19 protein-coding genes are annotated in these 26363 nt (G+C 69.7%); 16 read left to right on the top strand and 3 right to left on the bottom strand.

Features of this window, described 5'->3' with window-relative positions; all coding sequences use genetic code 11:
- The first annotated feature begins 10 nt into the window (after positions 1–10).
- The gene (locus ACIOHC_RS38600; protein WP_351082973.1) at positions 11–877 is read left to right on the top strand and encodes an NAD(P)-dependent oxidoreductase; all 867 of its coding nucleotides are present in this window, start codon (positions 11–13) and stop codon (positions 875–877) included.
- A 50-nt stretch (positions 878–927) separates the two neighbouring features.
- On the opposite strand, the gene ACIOHC_RS38595 is transcribed toward ACIOHC_RS38600, so the two are convergent.
- A complete protein-coding gene (locus ACIOHC_RS38595) occupies positions 928–1680 on the bottom strand; it encodes a GntR family transcriptional regulator (protein WP_401846234.1) in 753 nt (250 codons plus the stop codon).
- A gap of 266 nt (positions 1681–1946) precedes the next feature.
- On the opposite strand from ACIOHC_RS38595, the gene ACIOHC_RS38590 reads away from it, so the two are divergent.
- From ACIOHC_RS38590 to ACIOHC_RS38560, 7 genes are all read left to right on the top strand, one after another.
- Positions 1947–3101 (top strand): ABC transporter substrate-binding protein, encoded by a 1155-nt coding sequence (locus tag ACIOHC_RS38590; protein ID WP_401846231.1) that lies wholly within the window; start codon positions 1947–1949, stop codon positions 3099–3101.
- Entirely contained in the window at positions 3101–4003 is a 903-nt protein-coding gene (locus ACIOHC_RS38585; RefSeq protein WP_351082969.1) for an ABC transporter permease, read from the top strand. Before ACIOHC_RS38590 ends, ACIOHC_RS38585 begins: the two co-directional genes overlap by 1 nt.
- Entirely contained in the window at positions 3991–4899 is a 909-nt protein-coding gene (locus ACIOHC_RS38580) for an ABC transporter permease subunit (protein WP_351082968.1), read from the top strand. Before ACIOHC_RS38585 ends, ACIOHC_RS38580 begins: the two co-directional genes overlap by 13 nt.
- A 3-nt stretch (positions 4900–4902) precedes the next feature.
- Positions 4903–5991: an ABC transporter ATP-binding protein gene (locus tag ACIOHC_RS38575; protein WP_351082965.1), complete on the top strand. Its 1089-nt coding sequence runs from the start codon at positions 4903–4905 to the stop codon at positions 5989–5991.
- Complete coding sequence (locus ACIOHC_RS38570) at positions 5988–6728, top strand: HAD family phosphatase (protein WP_351082963.1); 741 nt, start codon at positions 5988–5990, stop codon at positions 6726–6728. Before ACIOHC_RS38575 ends, ACIOHC_RS38570 begins: the two co-directional genes overlap by 4 nt.
- Before the next feature lie 197 nt (positions 6729–6925).
- Positions 6926–7432 (top strand): DUF3995 domain-containing protein, encoded by a 507-nt coding sequence (locus ACIOHC_RS38565; protein ID WP_351082961.1) that lies wholly within the window; start codon positions 6926–6928, stop codon positions 7430–7432.
- A gap of 42 nt (positions 7433–7474) precedes the next feature.
- Complete coding sequence (locus ACIOHC_RS38560; RefSeq protein WP_365693036.1) at positions 7475–7636, top strand: hypothetical protein; 162 nt, start codon at positions 7475–7477, stop codon at positions 7634–7636.
- A gap of 25 nt (positions 7637–7661) precedes the next feature.
- Here the strand turns inward: ACIOHC_RS38560 and ACIOHC_RS38555 are convergent, their stop codons facing one another.
- The gene (locus ACIOHC_RS38555) at positions 7662–8012 is read right to left on the bottom strand and encodes a 2Fe-2S iron-sulfur cluster-binding protein (RefSeq protein ID WP_401846228.1); all 351 of its coding nucleotides are present in this window, start codon (positions 8010–8012) and stop codon (positions 7662–7664) included.
- Positions 8013–8071: 59 nt separating this feature from the next.
- Between ACIOHC_RS38555 and ACIOHC_RS38550 the strand changes: the two genes are divergently transcribed.
- From ACIOHC_RS38550 to ACIOHC_RS38535, 4 genes are all read left to right on the top strand, one after another.
- Positions 8072–9121 carry a hypothetical protein gene (locus ACIOHC_RS38550; RefSeq protein ID WP_401846225.1) on the top strand — a complete coding sequence of 350 codons (1050 nt, stop codon included), beginning with the start codon at positions 8072–8074 and terminating at the stop codon, positions 9119–9121.
- 555 nt (positions 9122–9676) lie between these two features.
- Positions 9677–13729 carry a Pls/PosA family non-ribosomal peptide synthetase gene (locus ACIOHC_RS38545; RefSeq protein ID WP_351082952.1) on the top strand — a complete coding sequence of 1351 codons (4053 nt, stop codon included), beginning with the start codon at positions 9677–9679 and terminating at the stop codon, positions 13727–13729.
- A gap of 7 nt (positions 13730–13736) precedes the next feature.
- The gene (locus ACIOHC_RS38540; RefSeq protein WP_351082950.1) at positions 13737–14420 is read left to right on the top strand and encodes a BPL-N domain-containing protein; all 684 of its coding nucleotides are present in this window, start codon (positions 13737–13739) and stop codon (positions 14418–14420) included.
- Complete coding sequence (locus ACIOHC_RS38535; protein ID WP_365693025.1) at positions 14417–15040, top strand: 4'-phosphopantetheinyl transferase superfamily protein; 624 nt, start codon at positions 14417–14419, stop codon at positions 15038–15040. The genes ACIOHC_RS38540 and ACIOHC_RS38535 overlap by 4 nt, the downstream gene beginning before the upstream one ends.
- 92 nt (positions 15041–15132) lie before the next feature.
- On the opposite strand, the gene ACIOHC_RS38530 is transcribed toward ACIOHC_RS38535, so the two are convergent.
- On the bottom strand, positions 15133–15327 hold the full coding sequence (locus ACIOHC_RS38530) for a hypothetical protein (RefSeq protein WP_351082947.1): 195 nt from the start codon (positions 15325–15327) through the stop codon (positions 15133–15135).
- A 149-nt stretch (positions 15328–15476) separates the two neighbouring features.
- Here ACIOHC_RS38530 and ACIOHC_RS38525 point away from each other — a divergent pair, with 149 nt between their 5' ends.
- The 4 genes from ACIOHC_RS38525 to ACIOHC_RS38510 form a co-directional block, all read left to right on the top strand.
- A complete protein-coding gene (locus ACIOHC_RS38525) occupies positions 15477–16154 on the top strand; it encodes a response regulator transcription factor (RefSeq protein WP_351082945.1) in 678 nt (225 codons plus the stop codon).
- A gap of 3 nt (positions 16155–16157) precedes the next feature.
- A complete protein-coding gene (locus tag ACIOHC_RS38520) occupies positions 16158–17534 on the top strand; it encodes an ATP-binding protein (protein ID WP_351082943.1) in 1377 nt (458 codons plus the stop codon).
- Positions 17535–18262: 728 nt separating this feature from the next.
- Positions 18263–20455, top strand: a complete 2193-nt coding sequence (locus ACIOHC_RS38515; protein ID WP_351082941.1) for a transcriptional regulator — start codon at positions 18263–18265, stop codon at positions 20453–20455.
- A 500-nt stretch (positions 20456–20955) separates the two neighbouring features.
- On the top strand, positions 20956–26363 hold a 5408-nt coding region (locus ACIOHC_RS38510; protein WP_401846219.1), incomplete at its 3' end, for an amino acid adenylation domain-containing protein.

Here is a 26363-nt window from a genome sequence, read left to right as displayed (position 1 = left end):
GAGTGACTGGATGGTCGGAAGAGCGATGGTCACCGGGGCCGCCGGGCGGATCGGGCGAGCGGTCCTCGCGCTGCTCGCCGAGCGCCGGATCGAGGCGAACGCCTTGGTCCTCGACGATCCCGGTGATCTCGCGGCGCGCCTGGTCGTGACCGGTGACGCGGCCGACGCGAAAACCGTGCGGGCGGCTCTGGAAGGCGCTGACGCGGTCATCCACCTGGCGGCGATCCCGACTCCCGCGCGCAACACCGCATTTGAGGTCTTCGCGGGCAACAGCCTCTCCACCTTCACCGTCCTGGAGGAGGCCGGTCGGGCCGGGATCCGGCATGCGGCGGTGGCAAGCTCCTGGGGTGTCACGGGCCTGCCCTGGACGGACGTCGAGGATCCGCATCCGCCGTACGCACCGGTCGATGAGGCGATGGTCTCCCAGGTCGCCGACCCTTACGGCCTGTCCAAACAGGTCGACGAGCTCACAGCGCAGATGATGGCGCGGCGGCACGGGATGAGCGTGGTGTGCCTGCGCTATCCGTACGTGGGCGGATTCGAGGAACGGCTGCACGCCCACGCCGCCCGGCTCACGGCCGACCCGGCCGCGGGGGCAAGGGACCTGTGGACGTACCTCGAGGTCCATGACGCGGCGAGGGCCGCGCTGCTGGCCTTGGACGTACCCGGCCGTGCGGCGCACGCGGTACACCTCTGCGCCCCCGAGATCATCGTGCCGTACCCGACGGAGGAACTGCTGCGCCGCTATCACCCCACCACCGTGCTGCGGCGCCCGCTGCCGGGTCGCGCGGCGCCGGTCGACACCTCGGCCGCGCGCAGGCTGCTGGGGTTCACGGCACAGAATCTCCTCGGTCACGTGGCGGTTCCGCCGAGTTGAGATCACGACGGCCACCGAGCCAAACGCATGCCGCAGCCGATGCCGGCGCGTCAGTCGGGCGTCGGCCCCCGGTGGCGTTCCAGTGGTGCCGCGGCAGCGGAATTGCTGACACTGAACGCGACGCTGCCGGCGCGGTAGCGGTCGTCGGTCCACTCGATCGCTTGTCCCGACTGGTCGCAGGTGACATGGCGCTGGCGCAGCAGCGGGCTGCCGCGACGTACGTGCAACAGGCCGGCGTCCTCGGTGTCCGCGGCCACGGCGTCGATGAGGTGCTCGCCGTACTGGGCGACGATGCCCGCGTCCCGGGCGATGCTGTCCATGATCGACACACAGTCCTCGGGCAGCGCCTCGACCGCCGGTGCGGCCCAGTCCGCGTAGACGGTCCGCTCCACCATCGTCGGCTCTCCTTCGAGGGAGCGCAGGCGCAGGACGTGGAGGATCTCGGTGCCCTCAGGCAGGGCGAGGCGATGGGCCTCCTCGGGGGTGGCCTCCCGCCTCGTCCGCACCAGGATGCGGCTGGTGACCTTCAACCCCATGGTCCGGGCCCACTGGGCGAAGCTGTTCAGCTCGGCGAAGCTGTGGCGTCGTTCCTGACGCAGCACGATGCGGCGGGCTCCCTGGCGGGAGCCGATCAGCCCTTCCGACGTCAGGAGTGCGACGGCCTGGCGGACCGTACCACGAGATGCCGACCAGCGGGCCACCAGCTCGCTCTCCGAAGGGAGTTGGGCTCCTACGGCGTAGTCGCCTTCGAGTATCGCCCGCCGTATGGCGTCGGCGATCTGCAGATAGCGTGCCGTTCCCACGTGCCAGCCTCTCTGTCCGTTCCTGTGCGCAGCCGGTCGTGTGCAGCATGCCGGTCGGACACCGACTCCCGCCGGACCCCCGCGCAGACACGTTCCCCTCCCGCAGGCCCCAATTTTACTGCGTTCACCTGTACTTCATGAGCGCCAGGTCTTCGTGCGGCGCTCCCCGACCGGCCATGCCCCGTTCATCTCCACGTCGGTCCGCACGGGCGAACTAGGAGTCACTTGTTCAGACAAGTTGCCCCCTCTCGCTTCAGGAGACTCCTGTGCCCAGACCTTCCGGTCGTCGTGCCGCCGTCCTGCTCGGCGCCGCCGTGCTCACCACCCTCAGCGCCGCCTGCGGGGCGGCACCCGACGCCCCCGCCGACGCCGCCGGACACAAGGGGGGCGCGAAGGCCGCCGAGTCCGCCGCAGCCTTCGGGGGGATGAAGGCACTCGTCGCGGCAGCCGAGAAGGAGGGACGGCTCAACGCGATCGCGCTGCCCTCGGACTGGGCGAACTACGGCGAGCTCATCAAGACCTTCGAGGCCAAGTACAAGGTCGAGATCAAGGTCGAGAACCCAGACGCGGCCAGCGCCGACGAGATCGCCGCGGTGAAGTCCCGCAAGGGCCAAGACCGCGCCCCCGACGTCCTCGACCTCGGCATCGCCTTCGCCCGGAGCGGCGCCGAGGAGGGCCTGTTCGCCCCGTACAAGGTGGAGCCGTGGGACAAGATCCCGGACGGCCAGAAGGACGCGGACGGCCGCTGGTACAACGACTACGGCGGCTACGTCTCCATCGGCTGCGACGCCAAGCGCATCAAGGTCTGCCCGCAGACCTTCGCCGACCTGCTCAAGCCCGAGTACAAGGGCAAGGTGGCCCTCAACGGCAACCCGACCAAGTCGGGCTCGGCCTTCGGCGGCGTCTACGCCGCATCGCTCGCCGACAAGGGCTCCTTCGCAGACATCCAGCCGGGCATCGACTTCTTCGGGAAGCTGAAGAAGAGCGGCAACTTCATCCCCGTCGAGTCCACCCCGGCCACCGTGGAGAAGGGTGAGACGCCCATCTCCATCGACTGGGACTACCTGAACGCCGGATACGCCGACCAGTTCAGGAGCAAGGGCGTCGACTGGAAGGTGGCCATCCCCACGGACGGCGTCTACGCCCAGTACTACTCCCAGGCGATCAACAAGCAGGCCCCGCACCCGGCGGCAGCCCGCCTGTGGATGGAGTTCCTCTACAGCGCCGAGGGCCAGAATCTGTGGCTCAAGGGCTACGCCCGCCCGGTTCTGCTGCCCACGATGACCGAGGACGGCACCGCCGACAAGAGCTTCGTCGCCAAGCTCCCCGAGGTCTCCGGCACCCCGACCTTCCCTGCCTCCGCCGAACTCGACAAGGCGAAGGCCACCCTCGCCGAGAAGTGGGACAAGGCTCTCTCCTGATGTCCGCCTCCCCCGTCCCCCGCCCGGGGACGCGAATCGCCGGCGGCACCCGCCGTCGGCGGCGCGGCCCGCGCACCGGGCTCGCCGCCCTCCCGCTCCTCGTCTTCACCGGTCTGTGCTTCGGCGTTCCGCTGGCCGCCCTCCTGTTCGGCGCGGTCACCCGCACCGACCCCGGCTCGGGTGCCACCTCCCTCACCGGCGAACACCTGGCGCGATCCCTGCAGGGCCCGTACCTCGGCTCGCTGATCGGCAGCGTCGAGCTCTCCGCCCTCACCGCGCTCATCGGCGGGGTGCTGGGGGTCCTGATCGCGCAGGCGGTCGTCACCTCCCGCTCCCAGGCACTGCGCGACGCGACGCTGACCGCGTCCGGAGTGCTGGCCAACTTCGGCGGTGTCCCCCTGGCGTTCGCGTTCATCGCGACGCTCGGCATCTCCGGTGTGGTCACCCAGCTCGCCGACCTCGGCGGCCTGGGCTGGGATCTCTACTCCTTCACCGGCCTGACCGTCGTCTACCTCTACTTCCTGACCCCGCTCATGGTCCTGGTCATCGTCCCGGCGCTGGACGGGCTGCGCCCCCAGTGGCGGGAGGCGGCCCAGAACGCGGGGGCCACCCCGTGGCAGTTCTGGCGCCACGTCGGCCTGCCCGTGCTCGCGCCGTCGCTGCTCGGCGGCTTCGTTCTCCTCTTCGGCACCGCCTTCGCCGCGCATGCCACGGCCGCCGCGTTGGTCGGCGGTTCGGTGCCCCTGGTCACCCTGAAGATCGCGGACGCGCTCTCCGGGAATGTCCTGGTCGGTCAGGAGAACGTGGCACTCGCCCTCGGCCTCGACATGATCCTCATCGCCGGCCTGGTCATGGCGGTCTATCTGCCCCTCCAACGACGGAGCGCCCGATGGCTGCGATGACCCGGACCGTCCCGGACAGTGCCGCGTTCGAGGCGCACGGCCCGGCACCGCGCACCCGGCCCCGGGCCCCCCGTCGGCGGCCACGGATCTGGCGCGGGCTCGTCCTCGCCCTGGCGGGCGCGTACTTCCTCGTTCCCGTCCTCGCCTCGTTCGTCTTCACCGTGCACGTACCGGGCCGGGGCCTCTCCTTCGACGCGTACACGGAACTGCTCGCCGCCGACGGCTTCACCGGGAGCCTGCTGCTCTCGCTGTCGCTCGCCGCCGCCACCATCGTGCTGTCCCTGCTGCTGACCGTGCCCGCCCTGCTCGCCGTACGGCTCGGCTCGCCCCGGCTGCGGCCGGTGATCGAGGTGGTGTGCATGCTGCCGCTGGTCGTACCGCCGATCGCCCTCGTCACCGGCATCAGCACAGTGCTGCGCTGGGGGCCGGAGCACCTGTCCCGGACCCCGCTGTACCAGACCTTCATCGCCGTGCAGAACGAGTCCTTCCCCGTCGTCCTGGTACTGGCCTACACCATCCTGGCTCTCCCCTTCGTCCACCGCTCGCTGGACGCGGGACTGCGGGCCGTCGATGTGCCGACGCTGGTGGAGGCCGCGCGCAGCTGCGGTGCTTCGTGGACATACACCGTCGTCCGTGTCCTGCTGCCGAACCTCCGGTCGTCGATCGCCTCGGCGGCGTTCCTCACCCTGGCCCTGGTCCTGGGCGAGTTCACCATCGCCTCGCTGCTCGGCTTCCAGCCCTTCGCGGTGTGGATCGTCACGATCTCCGGAGCCCAGGCCCGGATGTCGGTGGCCGTCTCGATCCTCAGCCTTGTCATCACCTGGGCGCTGCTGCTCGTCCTCTCCCGCACGGGATCGGCGGCATCCGCTTCGGCGCCCTCGCGTAAGGAGTCCTGACCCATGTCCTCAGCAACCGCGGAGCGGTCCCAGCCGCCCGCCACCACCGGAGCACGGGTCGAATTCCGTTCCCTGCGAAGGACTTTCGGCTCGACCGTCGCGCTCGACGGACTCGACCTGACCGTCGAGCCCGGTGAGCTGATCGCCCTCCTCGGCCCCTCGGGCTGCGGAAAGACCACCGCGCTGCGGATGGTCGCCGGTTTCGAGCGCCCCGACTCCGGCGAAGTCCTCCTCGACGGCCAGGACATCACCGGTGTGCCGGCCAACCGCCGCGACGCGGGCATGGTCTTCCAGTCGTACAGCCTCTTCCCCAACCTCACCGTCCGCGACAACGTCGCCTTCGGCATGCGGGTACGCAAGGTCGCGGCCGCCCGGCGGCAGGCGCGCGCGTCCGAACTCCTCGAACTCGTCGGACTGCCCCAGCACGGCGACCGCTACCCGCACCAGCTCTCCGGCGGTCAGCAGCAACGCGTCGCCCTCGCCCGGGCGCTGGCCCTGCAGCCGCGCGTCCTGCTGCTGGACGAACCGCTCTCCGCCCTCGACGCGAAGGTGCGGCTGAGCCTGCGCGAGGAGATCAGGCGGCTCCAGCTCTCCCTGCGCATCACCACCGTCTTCGTCACCCACGACCAGGAAGAGGCCCTGTCCATGGCCGACCGGGTCGCCGTGCTCGACGCCGGCCGGCTGGAGCAGTGCGCTCCACCGGCCGAACTGTACGAGCGGCCCGCCACCGCGTTCGTCGCCGAGTTCGTCGGCACGATGAACCGGCTGCCGGGCCGTCTGACGGGCGGAGACATGGTCGAGGTCGCCGGGCGCAGGCTTCCGGTCGACGGAGAGGTCCCCGCCGGGCGTGAGGTGGACGTACTGGTGCGGCCGGAGAACGTGACGGTCACGGCGGACACCGAGGGCACGGTCACGGTCGTCTCCGCCTCGTTCCTCGGCGCCGTCACCCGGGTCCACCTCGGTCTCCCCGGAGGGGACACCGTCAAGGCCGATCTGCCCTCGCGGGACGCGGGCGAACTGGTTCCCGGCGCCCGCGCGGTCATCGACCTCAGCCCGCGCTCCGTCCTCGTCGTCCCGCGCAGGCCGGCGTGAGCGCCCTGGCCGCCGTCCTGTTCGACATGGACGGCACCCTGGTGGACACCGAGGAGCTGTGGTGGCAGGTGGCCCGGGACGTGGCGGCCGGACTCGGCCACGACCTCACCGACGCCGACGCTCCCGAGGTCGTCGGCCGAGCCGTAGAGGACACCGCGGCACACCTGGCACGGATCACGGGCGGGGACGACACGGAACGGGTCGCGGCGGCGCTCGGTGACGCGTTCTTCCGCCGGGTCGACGCGGGTGCGCCCCTGCGCCCCGGCGTCCAGCGGCTGCTGTCGGAGCTGGAGCACGAGGGCGTTCCGTTCGCCCTCGTGAGTGCTTCCCCACGAACGGTGGTCGACTCGGTGACCCGGGGGTCACTGGCACACGTGCCGTTCGCGTTCACCCTCTCGGCCGACGACACCGTACGCACCAAACCCCATCCCGACCCCTACCGGGCGGCGGCGGAGCGCTTCGGAGCGGCCCCGGCGGTCTGTGTCGCCGTCGAGGACTCACCGGACGGCGCCGCGTCGGCCGAGGCAGCGGGCTGCCCGCTCCTCGTGGTGCCGTCGCTGCTCCCCGTGCCTCCCTCGCCGCGACGGACCTTCGCGGAGAGTCTCGACGGGATCGGTGCGGCGGACCTGCGCCGCTGCGTGGAGGCGGGCCGGCGGAACCGCGACTTCGACGGCAGCCAATTCTCCGGCTCAGGGCCGCAGCTGGCGCCCCGGCCGTCGACGGGCATCGCGCCATGACTGACCCGCCGGGCTGCTGCACCGCCATCACGGTCGTGGCGGAACGGACACCCCGGCCCCACCCGCAGGGCCTCGCGTTCCCGGTTCGGTCCGACATACGAGCGTGGCAGCACCGGGGCCGGGCGGTCTGATCGTCCGGCCGTCCGGCCCTTCCAGGGCGCATGGGGGGAAACCCGGAACGGCCACGGAACAGTGGCATGCTCCTCGCCATGTATGAAGATCCGCAGGACAAGACAACGCCGGGGTTGTGGGGGCGTATCGCATGTGCTTGGGCGGTCGCTTTCGCCGTGCTTCATCTCTACTGGGCGCTGGGCGGCGACTTGGGCCTCAGTGTCTCGGCGGGGCCCCTGGCCGAGGAACGCCCCGGGTGGTTCGTGGCGGTCGGCTTGTGGGGCGTGGGATCGCTGTGCCTTGTCGCCGGTGTGCTGGGATGGCTTCTCGCCAGGCCGCACCCTCGTGGCCTGGCAGGACGCCTGATCAAGGCCCTGGGTTGGGGTGTCTGCGCCGTGCTGCTGGTGCGCGGCATCGCCGTTGAGGTGCTGCTGCTGACCAACACTGCGGGCCAGGAGATAGACGTAAGCCCGGAACAGCGGCTGTGGACGCTGCTGCTGTGGAATCCCTGGTTCCTGGTCGGTGGTCTCGTCTTCGGTTTGGCCGCACGGGGGTCCGGAAGAGCGAAGGGTGCGAGTAGCGGCGCCGCCTGACGGCACGTCGGGGAACACGAGGAGGGTGTCCGAGATCGTTCTGTGACGAATGAACTGGACATCCTGCTGACGGCACCGTACGTGAAGGTCGACGACGAGCTGGAGGTGGAGCGATGGATGGGCTGCCCGCCGCAGTTGAGCGATGCCGAGCTGGTCACGCTCGCCTTGGCCCAGGCGATTGCTCGGCTTCCACTCCGAGGCTAAGGGGTGTCCCGTAATCCCTGGTGGATCAGCGCGCGGCGTCGGATGCGGTGCGTCGCAAGGCGGAGGGACGTCCGCATACTGGATGTATGCGGACGTTCCGACAACGCGGCGAGGTGCCGTAGGGCTCGCCGTCGAGGACCTCGGTCTCGCAGGTGCCGCAGATGCCCTCGGCACAGGAGGAGAGCGCGGCCACGCCGCCTTCCGTACGGCATCCAAAACGCTGTGTTCCGTGGGCACTTGGACGGTGATCCCGGATCGGGCGAGCATGACTTCCAAGGCGCCCCTCGAAGTCGCCTCCTGCTCCTTGGCCTGGAACCGCTCGCTCGACCCCGTCGACCGGTCCCCGCGCGGGAAGTGCGGGCGAGCGGCGCAACACCCTCGTAGCGCGTTCTCCACGCCTCGGTGCAGAGCGAGGCGCCACCTGAGGACGAGGAGGTGAGCACGCCGCTGCTGTCCTCCTGGTTACGTCTCACTTTCGACCAGGAGGACGGTGATTACCACACCTACGTGGGCGCCCACCTCTACGACAGGTTGAGGGAACGGTCGGAAGGGAAAAAGGGCGACGTCCTCTCAGACACCATCATGGCAGCCCTTGCCGTGGACCTTCTCTCCATCGAGACATCTGCTCTCGCCGCCGAGCCCGGCCGACGGCAGCGGACCAGGACGCGCGCGGCCTACCAGCTCCTGAGAAGCATGAACGCTCTCGCACCCGCCTGGGGAGAGAAGTTCGAGGGCAAGGTCGGCCCATTCGCCACGGCGGACGAACTCAATGGAGATGAAGCCCTGATGGCTGCCGCGTCCAGGGCCATCTCGGCAGCGGCCGATCAGATCGAGCAGCCCGTCCGACGCCTCGTGGAAACCACGATGCTGCCTGTGACCCGGCTTCATGACGAACAGATGTTCATCAGGATCATTCAGATCTTCGAGGGCTTGTACGTCCATATCGGCCGATGTCTCGGACGTGCCATCACTGCCCTGGACAACGGTGATGCCGAAGGTTGCCGCGACGAACTCAGTGACGCGGCACATCGGCTCGATGCCACGCCTGCGCTCTTCCGCGTCCTGACCACGATGCCGCGCGAGGCATTCGCCGTCATCCGCGAGAACACCTACGGCAGGAGCGCCGTTCAATCCACCTCGTATCGACGGGTGGAGTCGCTGAGCGCGCCGCGAGATCCCGGCTCGTTCTCTCCTCAAGCGCCGCTTCTCGCTCTCGAAGGCGAAACACTGCAAGAAGTTTTCGAGCGACAGTTGCCCGAACTTCCCCCGCAGACCGTCACCAGGCTGGAGGAGAGCATGCGGAGGCTCGATGCCGGCTGGCACATGTCGAAGCGCACTCACTGGGGAATAACACTCAAAATCATCGGCTCCGCACCTGGAACCGGCGGCACATCCGGGGCTGACTACCTGCAGCGGACAGCGGAGGTTCCCCTGTTCCCCAACTTGATCTTCAGCGTCCGGCGTCGCATGGTGCGTCGAACTTGATCACTCGGTTCGGTAACCGGATTACGCGGAAGCGGCCTTCGTCTGAACATGTGCTCCGGCCAAGGACCACACACGTCCGGCGCGAAGGCCGTGAGGATGGGTCTGCTGCATTGCGACGCCCGGAGAGAACAGTTGGCGGAACTGTTCTGCTTCCGGTGTGAGTTACACTCCTGTCCCACTTCTGGCGGTGCTCGCCCTGACCGGGAGGACCCGCAGGTGGGAGCCCCGCCTCCACACGGCGGCCGGCACCACCTGCAGCGCAAGCTCCTCGCGCACGTCGGCGGACGTCTCGGTGACGACGCCTCTGTCGCCGTGTTCCACCACAGGCCCAGCTCCCGATCCTGGATCACCATCACGGAAAGTTGCCGGGCGGAAGCCGTGAGTGACACCCGACCGCTGTGGACCGACGCGGCTCTCACTGGTCGCGTGCGTCCGCGAATGCTGTGCCATCACGCGTGGATCCGCTTCTCAGCGTCCTCTCAGCGGGCGTCGCCCAGGCTGAAAGAGTCACCGGGAATGACTGCGCACCTTTCGCACCGAAAAAAGGGAGAACCCATGGCCTCCCACACCGCCGCCCCACCCGTCGTTCCTACGGGAGACCGCACCACCTCGGGGACGGCGGGCACCCTCGGCAGACTGAACCGTTTCTTCGAGGATGCCTGCGACCGCACGCCGTCGGCCGTCGCCCTCGCATGCGGCCCGCGCCGCCTGACCTACGCAGAACTCGACGCCCGAGCCAATCGAGTCGCCCACCACCTGCGCCGTATCGGCATGGGCCCGGGCAGACGCGCGGCCCTGCTGCTGCCCCGGTCCGTGGACATGTACGTGTGCCTGCTGGGCGTCTGCAAGACGGGCGCGGCGTTCGTTCCCATCGACCCCGCTGCGCCGCCCGACCGGGTCGCCTTCATCCTGAGTGACGCGGGCGCCACCGCGGTGCTGACCACGTCCGCTCTCGCTGCGGGCGCCGCCTGGGCGGGGCCGCGCCAGGTGTGCCCGGTGATCGAGATCGATGCGTACGCCGGAGACCTCGTCCCGCTGCCGTCCTCGCGCCCGGCCGCCGAGGACTGGGGCGCTGACGATCCGCTTGCATACATCATGTACACCTCGGGATCCAGCGGCAGGCCCAAGGGGGTGGAGATCGCTCAGTCGAGCATCTGCAACTTCCTGCGCGTCGTTACCCCGATCTACGGCGTCCGGCCGCAGGACCGGGTGTATCAGGGCATGACCATCTCGTTCGACTTCTCCATCGAGGAGATCTGGCCGACCTGGACGGCCGGCGCCACGCTCGTTGCCGGACCGGACGGTTCAGGACGGCTGGGCGCCGAACTCGCCGACTTCCTCCAGGACCAGGACGTGACTGTCCTTTACTGCGTGCCGACGCTGCTGGCGACGATCCCGTACGACCTTCCGCGGATCCGCAGCGTCGTGGTGGGAGGCGAGGCGTGCCCTGCCTCGCTCGTCGAACGATGGAGCAGGCCAGGACGGCGCATCCTCAACACCTACGGGCCGACCGAGGCCACGGTTACGGCAACCTGGCAGGAACTCCGGCCGGGCCGCCCGGTGACCATAGGCCGCCCCCTGCCGACGTACTCGGCCGTTCTCCTCGACGAGCGGCGCCGGCCCGTACCGCACGGAGCCGTCGGTGAGATCTGTCTGGGCGGTCCGGGCCTTGCCCGGGGCTACGTGGGCCGGCCGGACCTGACCGCCGACCGCTTCGTCGATCACCACCTGGCGACCGGCGGCCGCCTGTACCGCACAGGAGACCTCGGGAGGATGACCGACGACGGGGAGATCGACTACCTTGGCCGGGCCGACGCCGAGGTGAAGATCCGCGGCTACCGTGTGTCGCTGGACGAGATCGACAACGTACTGCTGGAGGACCCCGGAGTGGCCCAGGCGGCCACCGCTCTCGTGGCCCGGCACAACGGGTACGACAGTGACCGTGCTCTGGCCGCCTACGTGGTGCGCGCCGAGGACGGCGTGATCCCCGACGACATCCTCGCCGGACGGCTGCACGAGCGCCTGCGCCGCTCGCTGCCCGCCTACATGGTGCCCTCGACACTGGACTTCCTCGACCGGCTGCCGGTCATGCCGAGCGGCAAGGCCGACCGCACGCGGCTGCCCGCGCCGACCGGCCGCCGGTTCATCGACACCGGCCGTGTGGCGCCGGCCCGCGGCGAGTTGGAGACGACGGTGCGCGGCGCCTGGGCGCAGACGCTCGGCATCGCCCCCGAGGAGTTGTCGGCAGAGGCCGACTTCTTCACCGACCTCGGCGGTCACTCCCTGCTTGCCGCCCGCGCCGTATCGCTGCTGCGGGGTCGGGACGGCGGGACCGGCCCGACCCTGCGCGACCTGTACGAGAACCCGACCGTGCGAACGTTCGCGGCACGCCTGCGTTCCTCGGCAAACGCGCCTCGCCCGATGGGCCGGGCCCGGCCCGCGCCCCTCCGGCACGGCTGCGCACGGATCGCGCGTGCCGGACTGGCCCAGGCGGCGGCTTTCTACGGGCTGCTGTTCCTGCTCACGGGACCGGTGGCCATCTCCTACGCGCTGAACCACGGCCGGATATCGGGCTGGGGGGCCGTCGTGTCGACGCTCGCCGTGCTGGCCGGTTACACCACCATTCGCTGGCTCGTACCCCTCGCCCTGGCACGACCGCTGGCGGCGGGCATCAGGCCCGGCCGGTACCCGCTGTGGGGAGCGACGTATCTGCGTCTGTGGGCGCTGGACGTGCTGCTGCTCGGCATCGGCCCCCTGCGGGTACTGAGCGGGTCCCCTCTGATGGGCCACTACCTGCGGCTCCTCGGCGCACGCATCGGCCCTGGCGCCACCATCGCCACCAGCTTCGTCGGCCTGCCCACGCTGCTGCGCATCGACCGTGACGCCGCCATCGGCTACGGCGCCACGCTGCGCCCTTGGCAGGTCACCGACGGATGGGTCACGGTCGCCCCGATCACCGTCGGAGAGCGGGCGTTCGTCGGCGCCAACGCGGTCCTCGAACCCGGCGCGTGCCTGGGCCCCCGGTCCGCGCTCGGCGAGCAGTCCGTGGCAGGCCCCGACGAGGCGGTTCCCGCCGGGGCGCGCCGTGCCGGATCGCCCGCACGCCCGGTGGAGGCACTCTCCCCGCTCGTCGAGAAGATGCTGAGCACCGGAACCGGGACGGACCGCTGGCACCCACGGCAGTTGGCCGCCGTCGTGCTCGGCCTGGCCGTGCTCGAAGCAGCGGTGGTCGCCATGACCCTGCCGGGCGTCGCCCTGTTCTGGTGGGCCTGGCTGTACGGCGGACCGGCCGCCGGTCTGGTCGCCACCGCGTTGTCCGGCCCGCTCTTCGTGACCACGGCGTGTCTGATCGTTGCCGTCGCGAAGCGGGCGGTCCTGCGGAGGACACCCCCCGGGATCCACCGGGCCCGCTCGGCACTCGGCGTGCGCAAGTGGTTCGCCGACAAGTTGCTCGAGCACAGCCTCTTCCTCACCAATTCGCTCTACGCCACGCTCTACACGGCCCCGTGGCTGCGGCTGCTCGGTGCCCGCGTGGGCCGCAGCGCCGAGGTCTCCACCGCGGCACACATCGACCCGGACCTGCTCGACCTCGGCGACGGCAGTTTCGTCGCCGACATGGCCGGCATCGGCGTCGCCACTTTCGCGGTCGACCGCGTGGCGTTCGTGCCCACCGAAGTCGGCCGGCGCGCATTCGTGGGCAACGCGGCGCTCGTTCCCGCCGGAACTCGGCTGGGCCCGGGCTGTCTGATCGGTGTGGGAACGGTGCCGTCCCTGGACCATGTGCCCGCCGACAGCACATGGCTGGGCTCGCCCGCACTGCGGCTGCCGGTGCGCCAGAGCAGTGGGAACTTCCCCGAGGAACTGACCTTCCGGCCCACGCGCAGGGCGGTGCTCGTCCGCCTGGCCATCGAGTTCTTCCGCGCCGCCATGCCCGCCTCTGTGCTCGCCACCAGTGCCTGCCTCTACCTCCTGGTCCTGGCCGGCATCGCCGGCCGGACGGGGCCGCTGGTGCCGCTGCTCGTGTCGCCGCTCCTCGCCATGGGCGCGGCGCTGGCCGTCATCGGGTACTGCGCGCTGGCCAAGTGGGTGGTCGCCGGACGGTACCGGCCGCGCGTCGAGCCCCTGTGGAGCCTGTTCGTGCGTCGTACGGAGTTCGTCACCGGCCTGTTCGAGGCGGCCGCGGTCCCGGCCGGTGTGGGTACCCTGGTGGGGACGCCGTTCCTGCCCCCGGTGCTGCGCCTGTTCGGCGCCCGCATCGGACGGCGCACCTGGATCGGCACCACGTACCTCACCGAGTTCGACCTGGTGGAGGTCGGCGACGACGCCGCGATCGGCCTGCACGTCTCACTGCAGACCCACCTGTTCGAGGACCGCGTGATGAAGATGTCGACGGTGACCGTCGGCCCCGGCACAAGCATCGGCCCGCGGACCATCGTGCTCTACGACGCGGTGGTGGGTGCCGGTGTCCGGCTCGGGGCACTGTCCCTGGTCATGAAGGGCGAGCGGCTGACGCCGGGAACGAATTGGCACGGGCTCCCCGCCGAAGGGCTCGGCGTACCGCCCACCGTGCGGCCTGTGCCCGCCGGACCGACGAAGCAGGTGCGGTGAGGCTGCCATGGCAGCCGCCGAGCCCCCGGCCGGGCACCGTCGCCTCGCTCTCGTCTATCGCGGGCCGGCTTCGCTGCCCGGCTGTCCCGAGGCGGTCGCCGGACTCCTCGCCTCCGGGCCGTGGGGCCTGGACGTCCGCTACACCGGCCCGGACGAGACGTGCCCGCTGTCAGCCGAGTCCTTGTCCCGCGCCGTGCTGTACGCCCAGCCCGGCGGGGGCACACTCGCCGCCGCTTGGCGGACTCTGCGTCGGCAGCGCCGAACGATCCGGGACTTCGTCCACGGCGGCGGGCGCTATCTGGGCTTCTGCCTCGGCGGCTACCTCGCCGGGGTCACCCCGGGTTTTGGTCTCCTTCCGGGCGACACCGACCAGTACATCCACTCTGCGGGGGCCACCGTCCACGACGAGGGCAACACTCTGGTCCAGGTGACGTGGCGGGGTCGCCCGCGCACCGTGTTCTTCCAGGACGGCCCCCTCTTCGTCCTCGAAGAGAACGCCGACGCGAGGATCCTTGCCACCTACGACAACGGCACCCCCGCCGCCTTCGTGACCCGGTTCGGCAGCGGTCCCGTGGCGGTCACCGGACCACACCCGGAGGCCACGGATGACTGGTACACCGACCACGGCCTGCAGGTTCAGCACACCCTGGACCTGGCCCTGGACCTGGTGGAAGCGGTGATGCAGGGGTGACACCACCGCCCGCCCTGTGGCTCGTGCGCGCGGACATGCCGGTTGCGCCGACGACTTTGGACGCCGGGGAACGGCGGCGGGCCCGCGCCTTCGCCCAGGGCGCGGTCCGCGACCGGTACGTTGCCGGGCACGCTGCACTGCGCCGCCTCCTTGCCGCCCGGCTCGGTGTCCCGCCCCGGCAGGTAGCGCTCACTCGCGAGCCGTGCCCGGTGTGCGGCGGTCCGCACGGCCGGCCGACAGTGGTCGGTGGCACACCGTACTTCTCCGTGGCCTACAGCGGCGGCCTCTGCCTGATCGCGCTCGCCGACACACCCGTCGGCGTCGACATGGAGCGAATCCCGCTGTCCGACGCCGTGAGCGGACTCGCCGCTGACCTGCACCCGGTGGAGCGGGCCGAGCTCGCAGCCCTGCCCGACGACGAACGGCCCTTGGCCTTCGCCAGGGCCTGGGTGCGCAAGGAGGCTTACCTCAAGGGCCTCGGCACAGGCCTGGCCCGGGGGTTGTCCTTCGACTACGTAGGCACGGGCATCGCACCGGCCGAGTGCCTTGAGGGGTGGACGATCGCGGACGTCGCAGTGGACTCGGGCCGTGTCGCAGCGATCGCCGCCCGCCGCTGTTGACGGCGCACGCGGCCGGTCCGTGCTCCGTACGGCACGGACCGGCCGCGATCACCGTCAAACAGCCCTCAATTCTCCAGTTGTCCCCACCCCTGTCAGCCGAACGGCCGATCGGCGACGCGCGACGTGCGCACCAGGTACTCCCGCTCGTCGAGGTCCGTCTCCCGCCGTCCCTCGGGCCGGCCGCCGACTCGCCGGACGTCGGTTGTTGCCCGCCGGTCGCGGTCGTCGTCGCGCCGCATGCGCTCCCTGGTGTCCCGGTTCCGGCGCTCGTCTCGGAGGCTCTTCATCGTTCCTCACCTTGCCTGTCCGAGCCTGTTTGACGATTCCAGCCTGTGACCGCGGTGCTAAGAGGAAGCTGAGAGCCGAACCGATCCTCAGGGTCCTCTCGATCAAACAGCCGCCGGTCCGGAGCTACGGTGGATGGAGAGAGGCTGCCATGCGGATGCTGATCATCGAGGACGAACATGCACTCGCCGAGGCCATCGCCGACGGACTTGCCGCAGAGGGCTTCGTCGCCGACCTCGCACACGATGGGGCGGACGGGCTGTGGCATGCTCTCCACGAGCCCTACGACGTGATCGTCCTGGACATCATGCTGCCCGTCCTGTCCGGGTACGAGGTCCTGAAACGGCTGAGGGCCGCCAAGATCTGGACGCCGGTGCTGACGCTCACGGCGAAGGACGGGGAGCACGACGAAGCGGATGCCCTCGACCTCGGCGCCGACGACTACCTGAGCAAGCCGTTCTCCTACGTGGTGCTCGTCGCCCACCTGAGGGCCCTGCTGCGGCGCGGGGCACCCGCCCGGCCCGCCGTGCTCGCCGCCGACGACCTCACCGTGGATCCCGCACGCCGCCGCTGCCGCCGCGGGGACCATGACATCGATCTGACGGCACGGGAGTTCACACTCCTGGAGTATCTGCTCAGGCACCCCGACGAGGTGATCAGCAAGACGGACATCCTCACCCACGTGTGGGACGAGCACTTTGACGGCGACACCAACATCGTCGAGGTGTACGTCAGCTACCTCCGGCGCAAGATCGACGCCCCGTTCGGCCGCTGCACCATCGAGACCGTCCGCGGTGCCGGCTACCTACTGCGCAGCGGTGCGAGGTGACGCATGGCCGCCGGCGTTCGGTCCTGGTGGGCCCGTCGGTCGCTGCGGCTGCGGCTGAGCGCCGCCGCAGCCCTGGTCATGGCCGTCGCGCTGGCCGGGGCTGCCGTGCTGCTCGCCGTCTGGCTGCACACCAGCCTGATCAGCGGTCTCGACCAGACCGCCCTGCAGCGCGCCCAGGTCGTGGCAGCGAGCACGGACAGCGACCGGGTCCCCGTGGAAATACCCGTCACCAGCCACGGAGAAGTCGCGGTGCAGATCGTCGACAGCAAGGGAAACGTGCTCTCCAGTTCGGCCAATCTGCGCAACCGGCCGCGGGCGTTCGACTTTCCGGCGAGCGAGTCCGGCAACCCACGGGCCCACACCGTCCACGACATTCCTGTGGGGTACAGCGGGGCATGGCGCGCCGTCGGTGTCCCCGCCGGCACGGCCCGCAGCCCCATGACCGTCTACGTGGCCGTCTCCACGGAAAGCGTGGATCACGGTCTGGCCCAGCTCGCCACCGGTCTGGCCACGGGCGTGCCGGCAGTCATCGCCCTGCTCACCGCAGTCGTGTGGCAGCTCACCGGGCGCGCGCTGCGCCCCGTGGACGCCATGCGCGCCCAGACCGCCGAGATCACCGCGTCGGACCTCAGTCACCGCCTCGGCGAACCGCCCGCCGACGACGCGCTCGGGCGGCTGGCCAGGACCTTCAACGACCTGCTGGCCCGTCTGGACACGGCGACCCAGCGCCAGCGAAGATTCATCGCGGACGCCGCCCACGAGCTTCGCAGCCCTCTCAGTACCCTGCACACTCGTCTGGAAGTCGCCGCTCATCATCCCGATTCTGCCGACTGGCGGACCCTCGCCCCCGGCCTGCTCCACGAGACCGAACGTCTCACCCGGCTCGTCGACAACCTGCTCCAACTCGCCCGACTGGACGCCCGGCCCCAACCGCCGGCGCGCCCCGTGGACCTGGACGACATCGTCTTCACCGAGGTGCGTGAGGCTCGCCGCCGCACCTTGCTCGTCATCGACCAGCGCGCCGTCGGCGCGGCACGTGTGGCGGGCGATGAGGACGCCCTCGTCCGTGTCGTACGCAACTTGCTGGACAACGCCCTGTGCTACGCCGCCACGCGCGTCGACGTCAGCCTCAGCAGCCACGACGGCACCGCAGAGCTGGTCGTCGCCGACAATGGCCCCGGCATCCCCGAGGCCGACCGGGGGCGCGTCTTCGGACGCTTCACCCGCCTGGACGACGCCCGCGCCCGTGACACCGGCGGCAGCGGCCTCGGCCTCGCCATCGTCCGTGACATCGTCAGGGCCCACCACGGCAGCACCCGCATCGAGGACAACCGGCCCGGCGCCCGGTTGGTCGTGCTGCTGCCGGCGGAGAACCGGTGATCGCTGTCGGGGCAGCGCAGGTCCTTGCCTCCCTCATCCTCACAGTCGGGGGTCTCGGAGTCTCCCGGCGCGCCAGCATGATCAGCAGGCCTGCTCGGGCCGCCGTGGCCAGAACGGTCGCCTCGAAGTGAGTAGGCGGGTCGAGTCCAGTTGCACGACGCGCGGCGGGTGCCGCGCCGTACCGGAAGACGGCAATTCCGTGCTTGGACGGCTTGTGCCACTGGACGCTTCAGACGTACGAGCCGAACTCGCCGGGAGCAGGCTCCGAGACCGCCGCCGACCCGCCAACGGTTGTCCCGTATGTCAAGGGGCTCAGAAAAGTTTTCGAACGACACAGGGGGACGGCGTCCCGGGGTCACCATTCGACAGGCAAACCAGACATATCATCTGCCGGGGTGCAAGCATCCCGAGAGAATCGCGCCCGGAGAAAACCGGGGCGCCCGCACTTCAAACATGGAATTTCGGACGTTCTTTTTCCGGAACTTACAGAGAGAGTCGCCCCACAGCGCGTCCGAGCAGAAAAGAAGTTGACAGGCGCGGCCCGGAAAGTGAGTCGTTGACTGACCCCTTTCGATCATGCAATCATTCGAATGCACATCCCGTATCCGCTTTTCGTACACCTTGCACCAGTATTCGAACACGCCAGGCGCGGTGGAGGTCGGCGGGCCTGTACATCAGGCCGGGCACCATCGCCCTCTACGAGCCGTCACCACCTCGAAGGGGGGCCCATGCAGTTCAGGATTCTGGGGCCGCTCGAAGTCGTGGACGACGGCAGGCGCATAGATGTCAGCGGGCAGCGTCAGCGCACGGTTCTGGCGATGCTGCTTCTCGAATCGGGACGTGTCGTCTCCAATGACCGTCTGGTGGAGGCCATATGGGAGCGGAAGCCCCCGGCGACGAGCCGCACCCAGGTACAGATCGGCATCTGCGCGCTGCGGCGCATACTCCCCGCGGGAACCCAGCCCGGCCCGATAGTGACCCGCTCGCCCGGCTACCTCTTACGGATGGCCGAGGGGCAACTCGACCTCCATGCCTTCGAGGAACGGGCCGCCGCAGGCGGAAGGGCCGCTGCCGCCCGGCAACCCCAGCAGGCGGTGAAGGAGTTACGGGCCGCGTTGGAGCTGTGGCAGGGACACGCCCTGACCGATATCAGCAGCAAGCCGGTACGGGCGAAGGCCGTCCAACTCGACGAGCGCCGCCTCGCCGTACAGGAACAATGTCTTGAACTCGAACTACGGCTCGGCAATCACCACCGCGCCGTGAGTGAACTCGGCGCTCTGGTCGTCGCCCACCCCCTCCGGGAACGCCTGCGGGTGCTCCTGATGACCGCGCTCCACCGCGCGGGACGGCAGGCCGAGGCCCTGGACGCCTACCGTCAGGCGCGGGCGGCCCTCGTCGAGAGGCTCGGCATCGAGCCCGGCGCGGAACTGCAGCGACTGCACCGCATGATCCTGGCAGGGGAAGAGGAGTGGGGCACGCCACCCCGGATCCAGCCCTTCATCATGGTGACGGCGGACGCCGCCCAGCCGAACGGGCCCGGCAGCGGCCCGGCGGTCCCGGAATCTCCGGCACCTCCGGCGGTTCCGGCACCTCCGGCGCACAGGATTCCGCGGCTGCTGCCCGCCGACATCGCAGATTTCACCGGCCGCGCGCGCGCGATCCAGCGCATTCTGGCCGCCTCCACCCGCACCGACGCACCCCGGACCGTCGTCCCCGTCACCGTGATCACCGGCCGGGGTGGCTCCGGCAAGACAACCCTGGCCGTACATGTCGCCCATCGCCTCGCCCCCGACTACCCCGACGGGCAGCTCTTCGCGAAATTGTCCGACGCCCCGGGCCACCCGACGAGCGCCGCCGAGGTGCTCCGGCGCTTCCTGCGCGCGCTCGGGGTGACCGACGAAGCCGTCCCCGGCAGCGTCGAGGAGCGCGCCGAGATGTACCGCGACCTGCTGGCGGAGGGCCGAGTCCTCGTCGTGCTGGACGGCGCGGCATCCGAGTGCCAGGTCGCCCCGCTGCTCCCCGGGTCGTCCGGATCGCGGGTACTGATCACCTCGTGGCGGCGTTTCACCGGGCTGCCCGCGGACACCCGCATCGAGCTCTCCCGGTTCCGACGGGAAAGCTCCGTGGAAATGCTGATGAAGATCATCGGCCGGCGGCGGGTCGCCGCCGAACCGCTGGCCGTCGAGGAGCTCTGCCGTGCCTGCGACGATCTGCCGCTCGTGCTGCGCGCGGTCGCCGCACGTCTGGCCGCCCGGCCGCACCGGAGCGTGGCGGACGCCGTCGCCCAGGCCGAGGCGGTGGGCCGATGCGCCGATGCGGCCCGCCGCCCGGACGAGCTGCGCCACGTGGAGCAGGCGGTCCGCATGTGCATGACCCCGGCTTACGGGGCGCTCAGTCCGGAGGCCCAGCGGGCCCTGCGCCAACTCGCCCAGTTGGAGATACCCGACTTCGCCCCCTGGATCGGCGCTCCTCTCCTCGAATGCGAACCGCATCGCGCCCAGGACCTGCTGGACGAGCTCACCGAGTCCTATCTGCTCGAAGCGGTGGTGGACCAGGCGTCCAGAGCCGTCCGATACCGTTTCCCCGCCTTCGTACGGGCCTTCGCCCTGGAACGCCTGGCGGCGGAGGAGTCGCCGGAGGAGCAGCGGGCGGCGCTGCGGCGCGTTCTCGACACCTTGGCGTATCTCACCGGAGAAGCACAGCGCCGCGGCGGGTACGGAGACCCGCCCGTACCGGATGAGCCCATCCGCTGCCATGCGATGCCGCGGAGCCTGGTCGACCGTCTGCTGGCGGACCCGTTCGCCTGGTACCAGCAGGAGCGCGTCCAGGTGGAGGCGGCAGGCCGACAGGCGGCCGAAATCGGCCTGTGGACCATTTCCTGTCGCCTGGCGAGCAGTTCGACGGCGCTGGCCCGGAAGTGATCCCTTCTCGGGTGGCAGCACGGGTTTGGCCGTAGGCGCCGATTCCCTTTGGCCGGCTCGATATCGGCGCGCAGCCCGTCACGGCTGTCCTGCTGACAACCCGTCCGGCGGTCCCGCGCAACTCCCCGCGAACCTCGACGGGCTCCGGGGGTACGACGCGCCCGGACGCGATTCAATCTTCCGTTCATATACAGGGCAGGCGTGCGCTTATTTGGCTCTATTACTTCCCTAAATTTACGCTAAGGATGTGATCCAAAACCCTCCCGATCGTTAAAAGGCGCAGGTCAGGCGCTAATCACGAGGGTTGACCGCTCCTGATGCGCCTCTCTAATGTGACAGCGCTCCTCCATGTCCCATGCAAATAATCCCGCAGTTCTTTGCAGCGTTCACAGGTTCTCTTCGGCGATGCGCGTACGCACTGCTCTGTGTGCTCTTCAAGAAACCGCGGCCACGTTTCGTTTTTATTGGACCTTTAGTGGACCGGTGAGAAGGGCGTCATCATGGACGGCATCCCCACGACCGACGAGAACGCGGCAGACGACGCGCGTACTGGAAGCGGAACGAGAGCGTCCTCGGCCGGCCGGCTCCGCGCCAGGAAGGATGAGCGCGGTCCGCTTTCTTTCGGCCAGCAGCGGCTCTGGTTCCTCGACCGCTGGCTCGGGGACAACGCCGTCTACAACGTTCCGGTCGTTCTTCGCTTCACCGGCCCCTTGGACGCCGCCCGCCTGACGGCCGCCGTCACTACGGCCGCGGCCGGCCAGGACGCCCTGTACACCGTCTTCGAGGCCGACGAGAACGGGGAGCCGCGCCAGCGGTTGCTGGACACTCGTGAGACGGACTGCCCGCTCGTCGACCTCACCGGCCTCGCACCCGCCGACCGCGTCCGCGGCGCTCAGGAGGCCGTCGAGGCGGATGCCCGCAGGCCATTCGACCTGGCCCGGGATCCGATGCTGCGTGCGTCGCTGTACCGGCTGTCCGAGGACGAGCACTGGTTGCAGCTGACCTTCCACCACATCGCCTGCGACGGCTGGTCGCTCGATGTGTTCCAGCGTCGTCTGAACGAGGCATATCGTGCCGGCGACGGGTCGGTCGAGCCCCTGCCGGTCCAGTACGCCGACTACGCGTTGTGGCAGCGCGAGACGCTGCGCGGTCCTCGTACGGAGAAGGCCCTGGCGGCGTGGACGGATACGCTGGCCGATGCCCCGGCCGTGCTGGACCTCGGGACGGACCGCCCCCGACCGGCCGAGATGAGTTATCGGGGTGAGACGACGGACTTCCCGCTCACCGGGGTGTCCTCGGCGGCGCTGGAGGCGTTCGCCGCCGAGGAGAACGTCAGTCTGTACACGGTGATGCTCGCCGCCTTCCAGGTGCTCGCCGCACGCCACTCGGGGAGCAGCGATGTCGTCGTCGGTTCGCCGGTGGCGGGCCGGGACAACGCCAAGCTCAACGATCTGGTCGGCTTCTTCGTCGACACGCTCGTCCTCCGGGTGGACCTGGGGGACGACCCCTGCTTCCGGGAACTCGTGGCGCGCTCCCGCGCGTCGCTGCTGAGCGCGCTCTCCCGCAGCAGGGCCCCGTTCGATCTCGCCGTGAAGCAGTTGCACCCCGAACGGTCACTGAGTCACAACCCGATTGTGCAGACGCTTTTCGCCTTCCACGAGGAGGAACCGCCGGAGCCCTTCGGTGAGGGGCTGCGCGTCGAGCGTTCCATGGTGGCCACGGGGACCGCGAAGTTCGACATCACCTGGTCGGTGTACCGGCGTCCGGGCGGGCTCCATCTCCAGGTCGAGTACGCGACGGACCTGTTCGACGCCGACACCATCCGTACCCTGGTGGACCACTGGCAGATCCTGCTCGGTCAGATCCTCGCCACGCCCGATCTCCCGGTGAGCCGACTTCCGCTCATGGGGCCCGCCGAGCGGCAGTTGGTGGAGTCATGGGCGGGTGACGGCGGACAACTCCCCGTAGGAGCGATCCACGAACTGGTGATACGCCGGGCACTGGAAACCCCCGACGCCGTGGCCGTCGTCTGCGACGACACCACCCTCACCTACACCGAACTCGTCACCCGCGCCGCACAGATCGCCACACTCCTGATCGAACACGGCGTGGGACCCGAGGTCTGCGTCGGGATCTGCGTCGAACGATCCCCCGACACCGTGATCACCACCCTCGCCGTCCTCATGGCCCACGGCGTCTACGTCCCCCTCGACACCGCCTTCCCCACCGACCGCAAGCACCACATGCTCACCGAAGTCGGCGCCACCCTCGTCCTCACCCACCAACCCACCCACGAAACCGTCCCCCACGGCCCCTGGCACACCCTGAACATCGACACCCTCCCCGCGCCCGGGACCACACACAGCCCCAGCCACGCCCTCGCCCACCTCCCCCAGCACCTCGACCCCGACCACGCCTGCTACATCATCTTCACCTCAGGATCCACCGGACGCCCCAAGGGCACCACCGTCACCCACGCCAACGTGACCCGCCTCTTCAACGCCGTCCAACAACGCCTCCCCTTCGGCCCCGACGACACCTGGAGCCTCTTCCACAGTTACGCCTTCGATGTGTCGGTCATGGAGATGTGGGGTGCCCTCACCACCGGCGGACGCCTCGTCGTGGTACCGTATCTGACCAGCCGGGACTCGGAGGCGTTCTACGCACTCGTACGCGACCGGTCGGTCACGATACTCAGCCAGACCCCTTCTGCCTTCCGCCAGTTCGAGACGGTCGACGCGGTGGAAGGCGGGGAGCTGGGGCTGCGGGCAGTGCTGTTCGCGGGCGAGGCGCTGAACCGGGCGTCGGTGCGCCGCTGGGGTGCCCGTCACGGTTACGCCTCGCCGCTTCTCATCAACCTGTACGGCATCACCGAGACCACCGTGCACGTGACGTACACCGAGGTGGACGAGGACCAGCTCGACGGTACGTTCAGCCGGATCGGCAGGGCGCTGCCCGATCTCCGTCTCTACGTCCTGGATCCGTCGGGTGATCCGAGTCCGATCGGTGTCATCGGGGAGCTCCACGTCGGCGGGCCCGGCGTCACTCGTTGCTACACGGGCCAACCGGCGCTCACCGCACAGCGTTTCGTGCCGGACCACCTCGGCCGTACGCCGGGAGCCCGGCTGTACCGCAGCGGGGACCTCGCCCGCTGGACACCCTCCGGCGGCCTGGAATACCTCGGCCGGGCCGACGCCCAGGTGAAGGTGCGCGGCTATCGCATCGAACTGCCCGAGATCGAGGCACGACTGGGCCGGCGGCCCGAGATCCGGCAGGCCGTCGTGGTCGTGCGGGACGATCTCGGCGGCCACACGGACCTCGTCGCCTATCTCGTACCGGAGCCGGGCGCCGACCGGCCCACCACCAGCGAACTCCGCGAAGCCCTCGCCGGCGACCTCCCCGAGTACATGATCCCGAGGAACTTCGTCTTCCTCGACGCCCTCCCGCTCACTCCGCAGGGCAAGCTCAATCAACGGGCGTTGCCCGCTCCGACGACCGAACGCCCTTATCTGACATCCGAGTTCATCGCACCGCTGCCCGGGACGGAGGAACTGCTCGCGGGGATCTGGAGGAGCGTTCTGGGCGTCGACCGGATCGGTCGCCAGGACAACTTCTTCGACCTCGGCGGCGACTCCATCCGCAGCATCCAGGTGCTGGGACTGGCTCGTGCCCAGGGGGTGGGCTTCGAGCTGCAGGACCTCTTCCGCACACCCACCCTGGCTGGGCTGGCCGAGGCCGCCTCGACCCACGCGGTATCCGACACTCCGCAGCGCGACCGTGAGCCGTTCTCCATGGTGAGCGTCGAGGACAGGGCGCGGCTGCCCCAAGGCCTCGTGGACGCCTATCCGATGGCGGAACTCCAGGTCGGCATGATCTACGAGATGGAGCTGGACCGTGAACGGCTGCCGTACCACAACGTGGACAGCATGCGCATCAACGGCCGGTTCGACGAGCGCAGCTTCAAGGAGGCGCTCCGCCTGGTCGTGGAACGCCACCCGATACTCCGTACGTCCCTGGAACTGAGCGGCTACAGCGAGCCGCTCCAGCTGGTGCATGCCACGGCGGAGATGCCGTGCGTGGTGTCCGATCTCCGCGCACTCGACGACGAGGCGCAACAGACGGCGATCGCCGCATACGTGGCCTTCGAACGCTCCCACGTGTTCGACCACTCCCGGCCGCCGTTGCTGCGGTTCGGCGTCCACTGGCTCTCCGACGATGCGTTCCAGTGGACGGTGACCGAGCACCACGCCATTTTCGACGGCTGGAGCCTTCATTCCACGCTCGCCGAGATCACTGGCCTCTACCACCGGCTCGCGACCGGTGCGGGCGCGGTCGCCGCCCTCGACCCGCCCGAGTCCGCCTACCGCGATTTCATCGCGGCGGAACAGGAGGTGCTGCGCTCGAAGGAGAGCGAGGCGTTCTGGCTGGAGCGGCTCACGGACCGGCCCACGGGCCGGCTCCCACGCTGGCCGGACCGGCACGACGCCGGGCTGGCCACGCCCGAGCGCGAGAACGAGTGGCGGGTGCTGCACACGGCGGAGAAGCACGGCTCGATCGAGACACTGCTACCGGCGGAGCTGTGCGACGAGCTGCTGGCGCTGGCCAAGCGTTGTGGGGTGCCGCTGAAGTCCGTGATGCTGGCGGCGCATCTGCGGGTCATGAGTCTGGTCACCGGGAGCAGGGACGTACTGGCCGGGCTGTCGTCCAACGGACGGCTGGAGGAGGCCGGGGCGACCGAGGTGCGGGGGCTCTTCCTGAACACCGTCCCGTTCCGGCTGGAACTGCCGGAGGGCAGTTGGCTGGATCTCGTACGCGCGGTGTTCGAGGCCGAGCAGGACATGCTGCCCCATCGCAGATACCCGCTGGGGGCGCTGCAGCGTCGTATGGGTGGCGAGGCCCTGTTCGAGACCAGCTTCGTGTACAACCATTTCCACGTGCTCACCGACGAGTTCGGTGAGGGGCGTCTGACGATTGTGGACGGGAAGATCGACAGCTTCAGCACGCTGCGTGCCGAGCCGACCAACTTCCCGCTGAGTGTCGGCGTGATCCGCAATCCGTACTCCACACGGCTGCTCCTGAGCCTCGACTACCACCTCGGTGTTCTGGTCGAGGATCAGGTGGCGTTGATGCGGGACTACTACGTGCGGGTGCTGGAGTCGATGGTCTGCGAACCCGACACCGCGTTCGGCGACGTCGTCCTGCTCGGCGACACCGAGCGGGAGCTGATGGAGTCATGGGCGGGTGACGGCGGACAACTCCCCGTCGGAGCGATCCACGAACTGGTGATACGCCGGGCACTGGAAACCCCCGACGCCGTGGCCGTCGTCTGCGACGACACCACCCTCACCTACACCGAACTCGTCACCCGCGCCGCACAGATCGCCACACTCCTGATCAAGCACGGCGTGGGACCCGAGGTCTGCGTCGGAGTCTGCGTCGAACGATCCCCCGACACCGTGATCACCACCCTCGCCGTCCTCATGGCCCACGGCGTCTACGTCCCCCTCGACACCGCCTTCCCCACCGACCGCAAGCACCACATGCTCACCGAAGTCGGCGCCACCCTCGTCCTCACCCACCAACCCACCCACGAAACCGTCCCCCACGGCCCCTGGCACACCCTGAACATCGGGACTGTCCCCGCGCCCGGGATCGCACAGAGTCTCAGCCACGCCCTGGCGCATCTGCCGCAAAGCCTCGACCCCGACCACGCCTGCTACATCATCTTCACCTCGGGATCCACCGGACGCCCCAAGGGCACCACCGTCACGCACGCCAACGTCACCCGCCTCTTCAACGCCGTCCAACAACGTCTCCCCTTCGGCCCCGACGACACCTGGACCCTCTTCCACAGCTACGCCTTCGACTTCTCCGTCTGGGAAATGTGGGGAGCCCTCACCACCGGCGG

The organism is Streptomyces sp. NPDC088252, assembly GCF_044740965.1.
Classification (GTDB): Bacteria; Actinomycetota; Actinomycetes; order Streptomycetales; family Streptomycetaceae; genus Streptomyces.
Note: the sequence above shows the minus strand (reverse complement) of the source record. Positions and strands in the feature narration are given on the sequence as shown.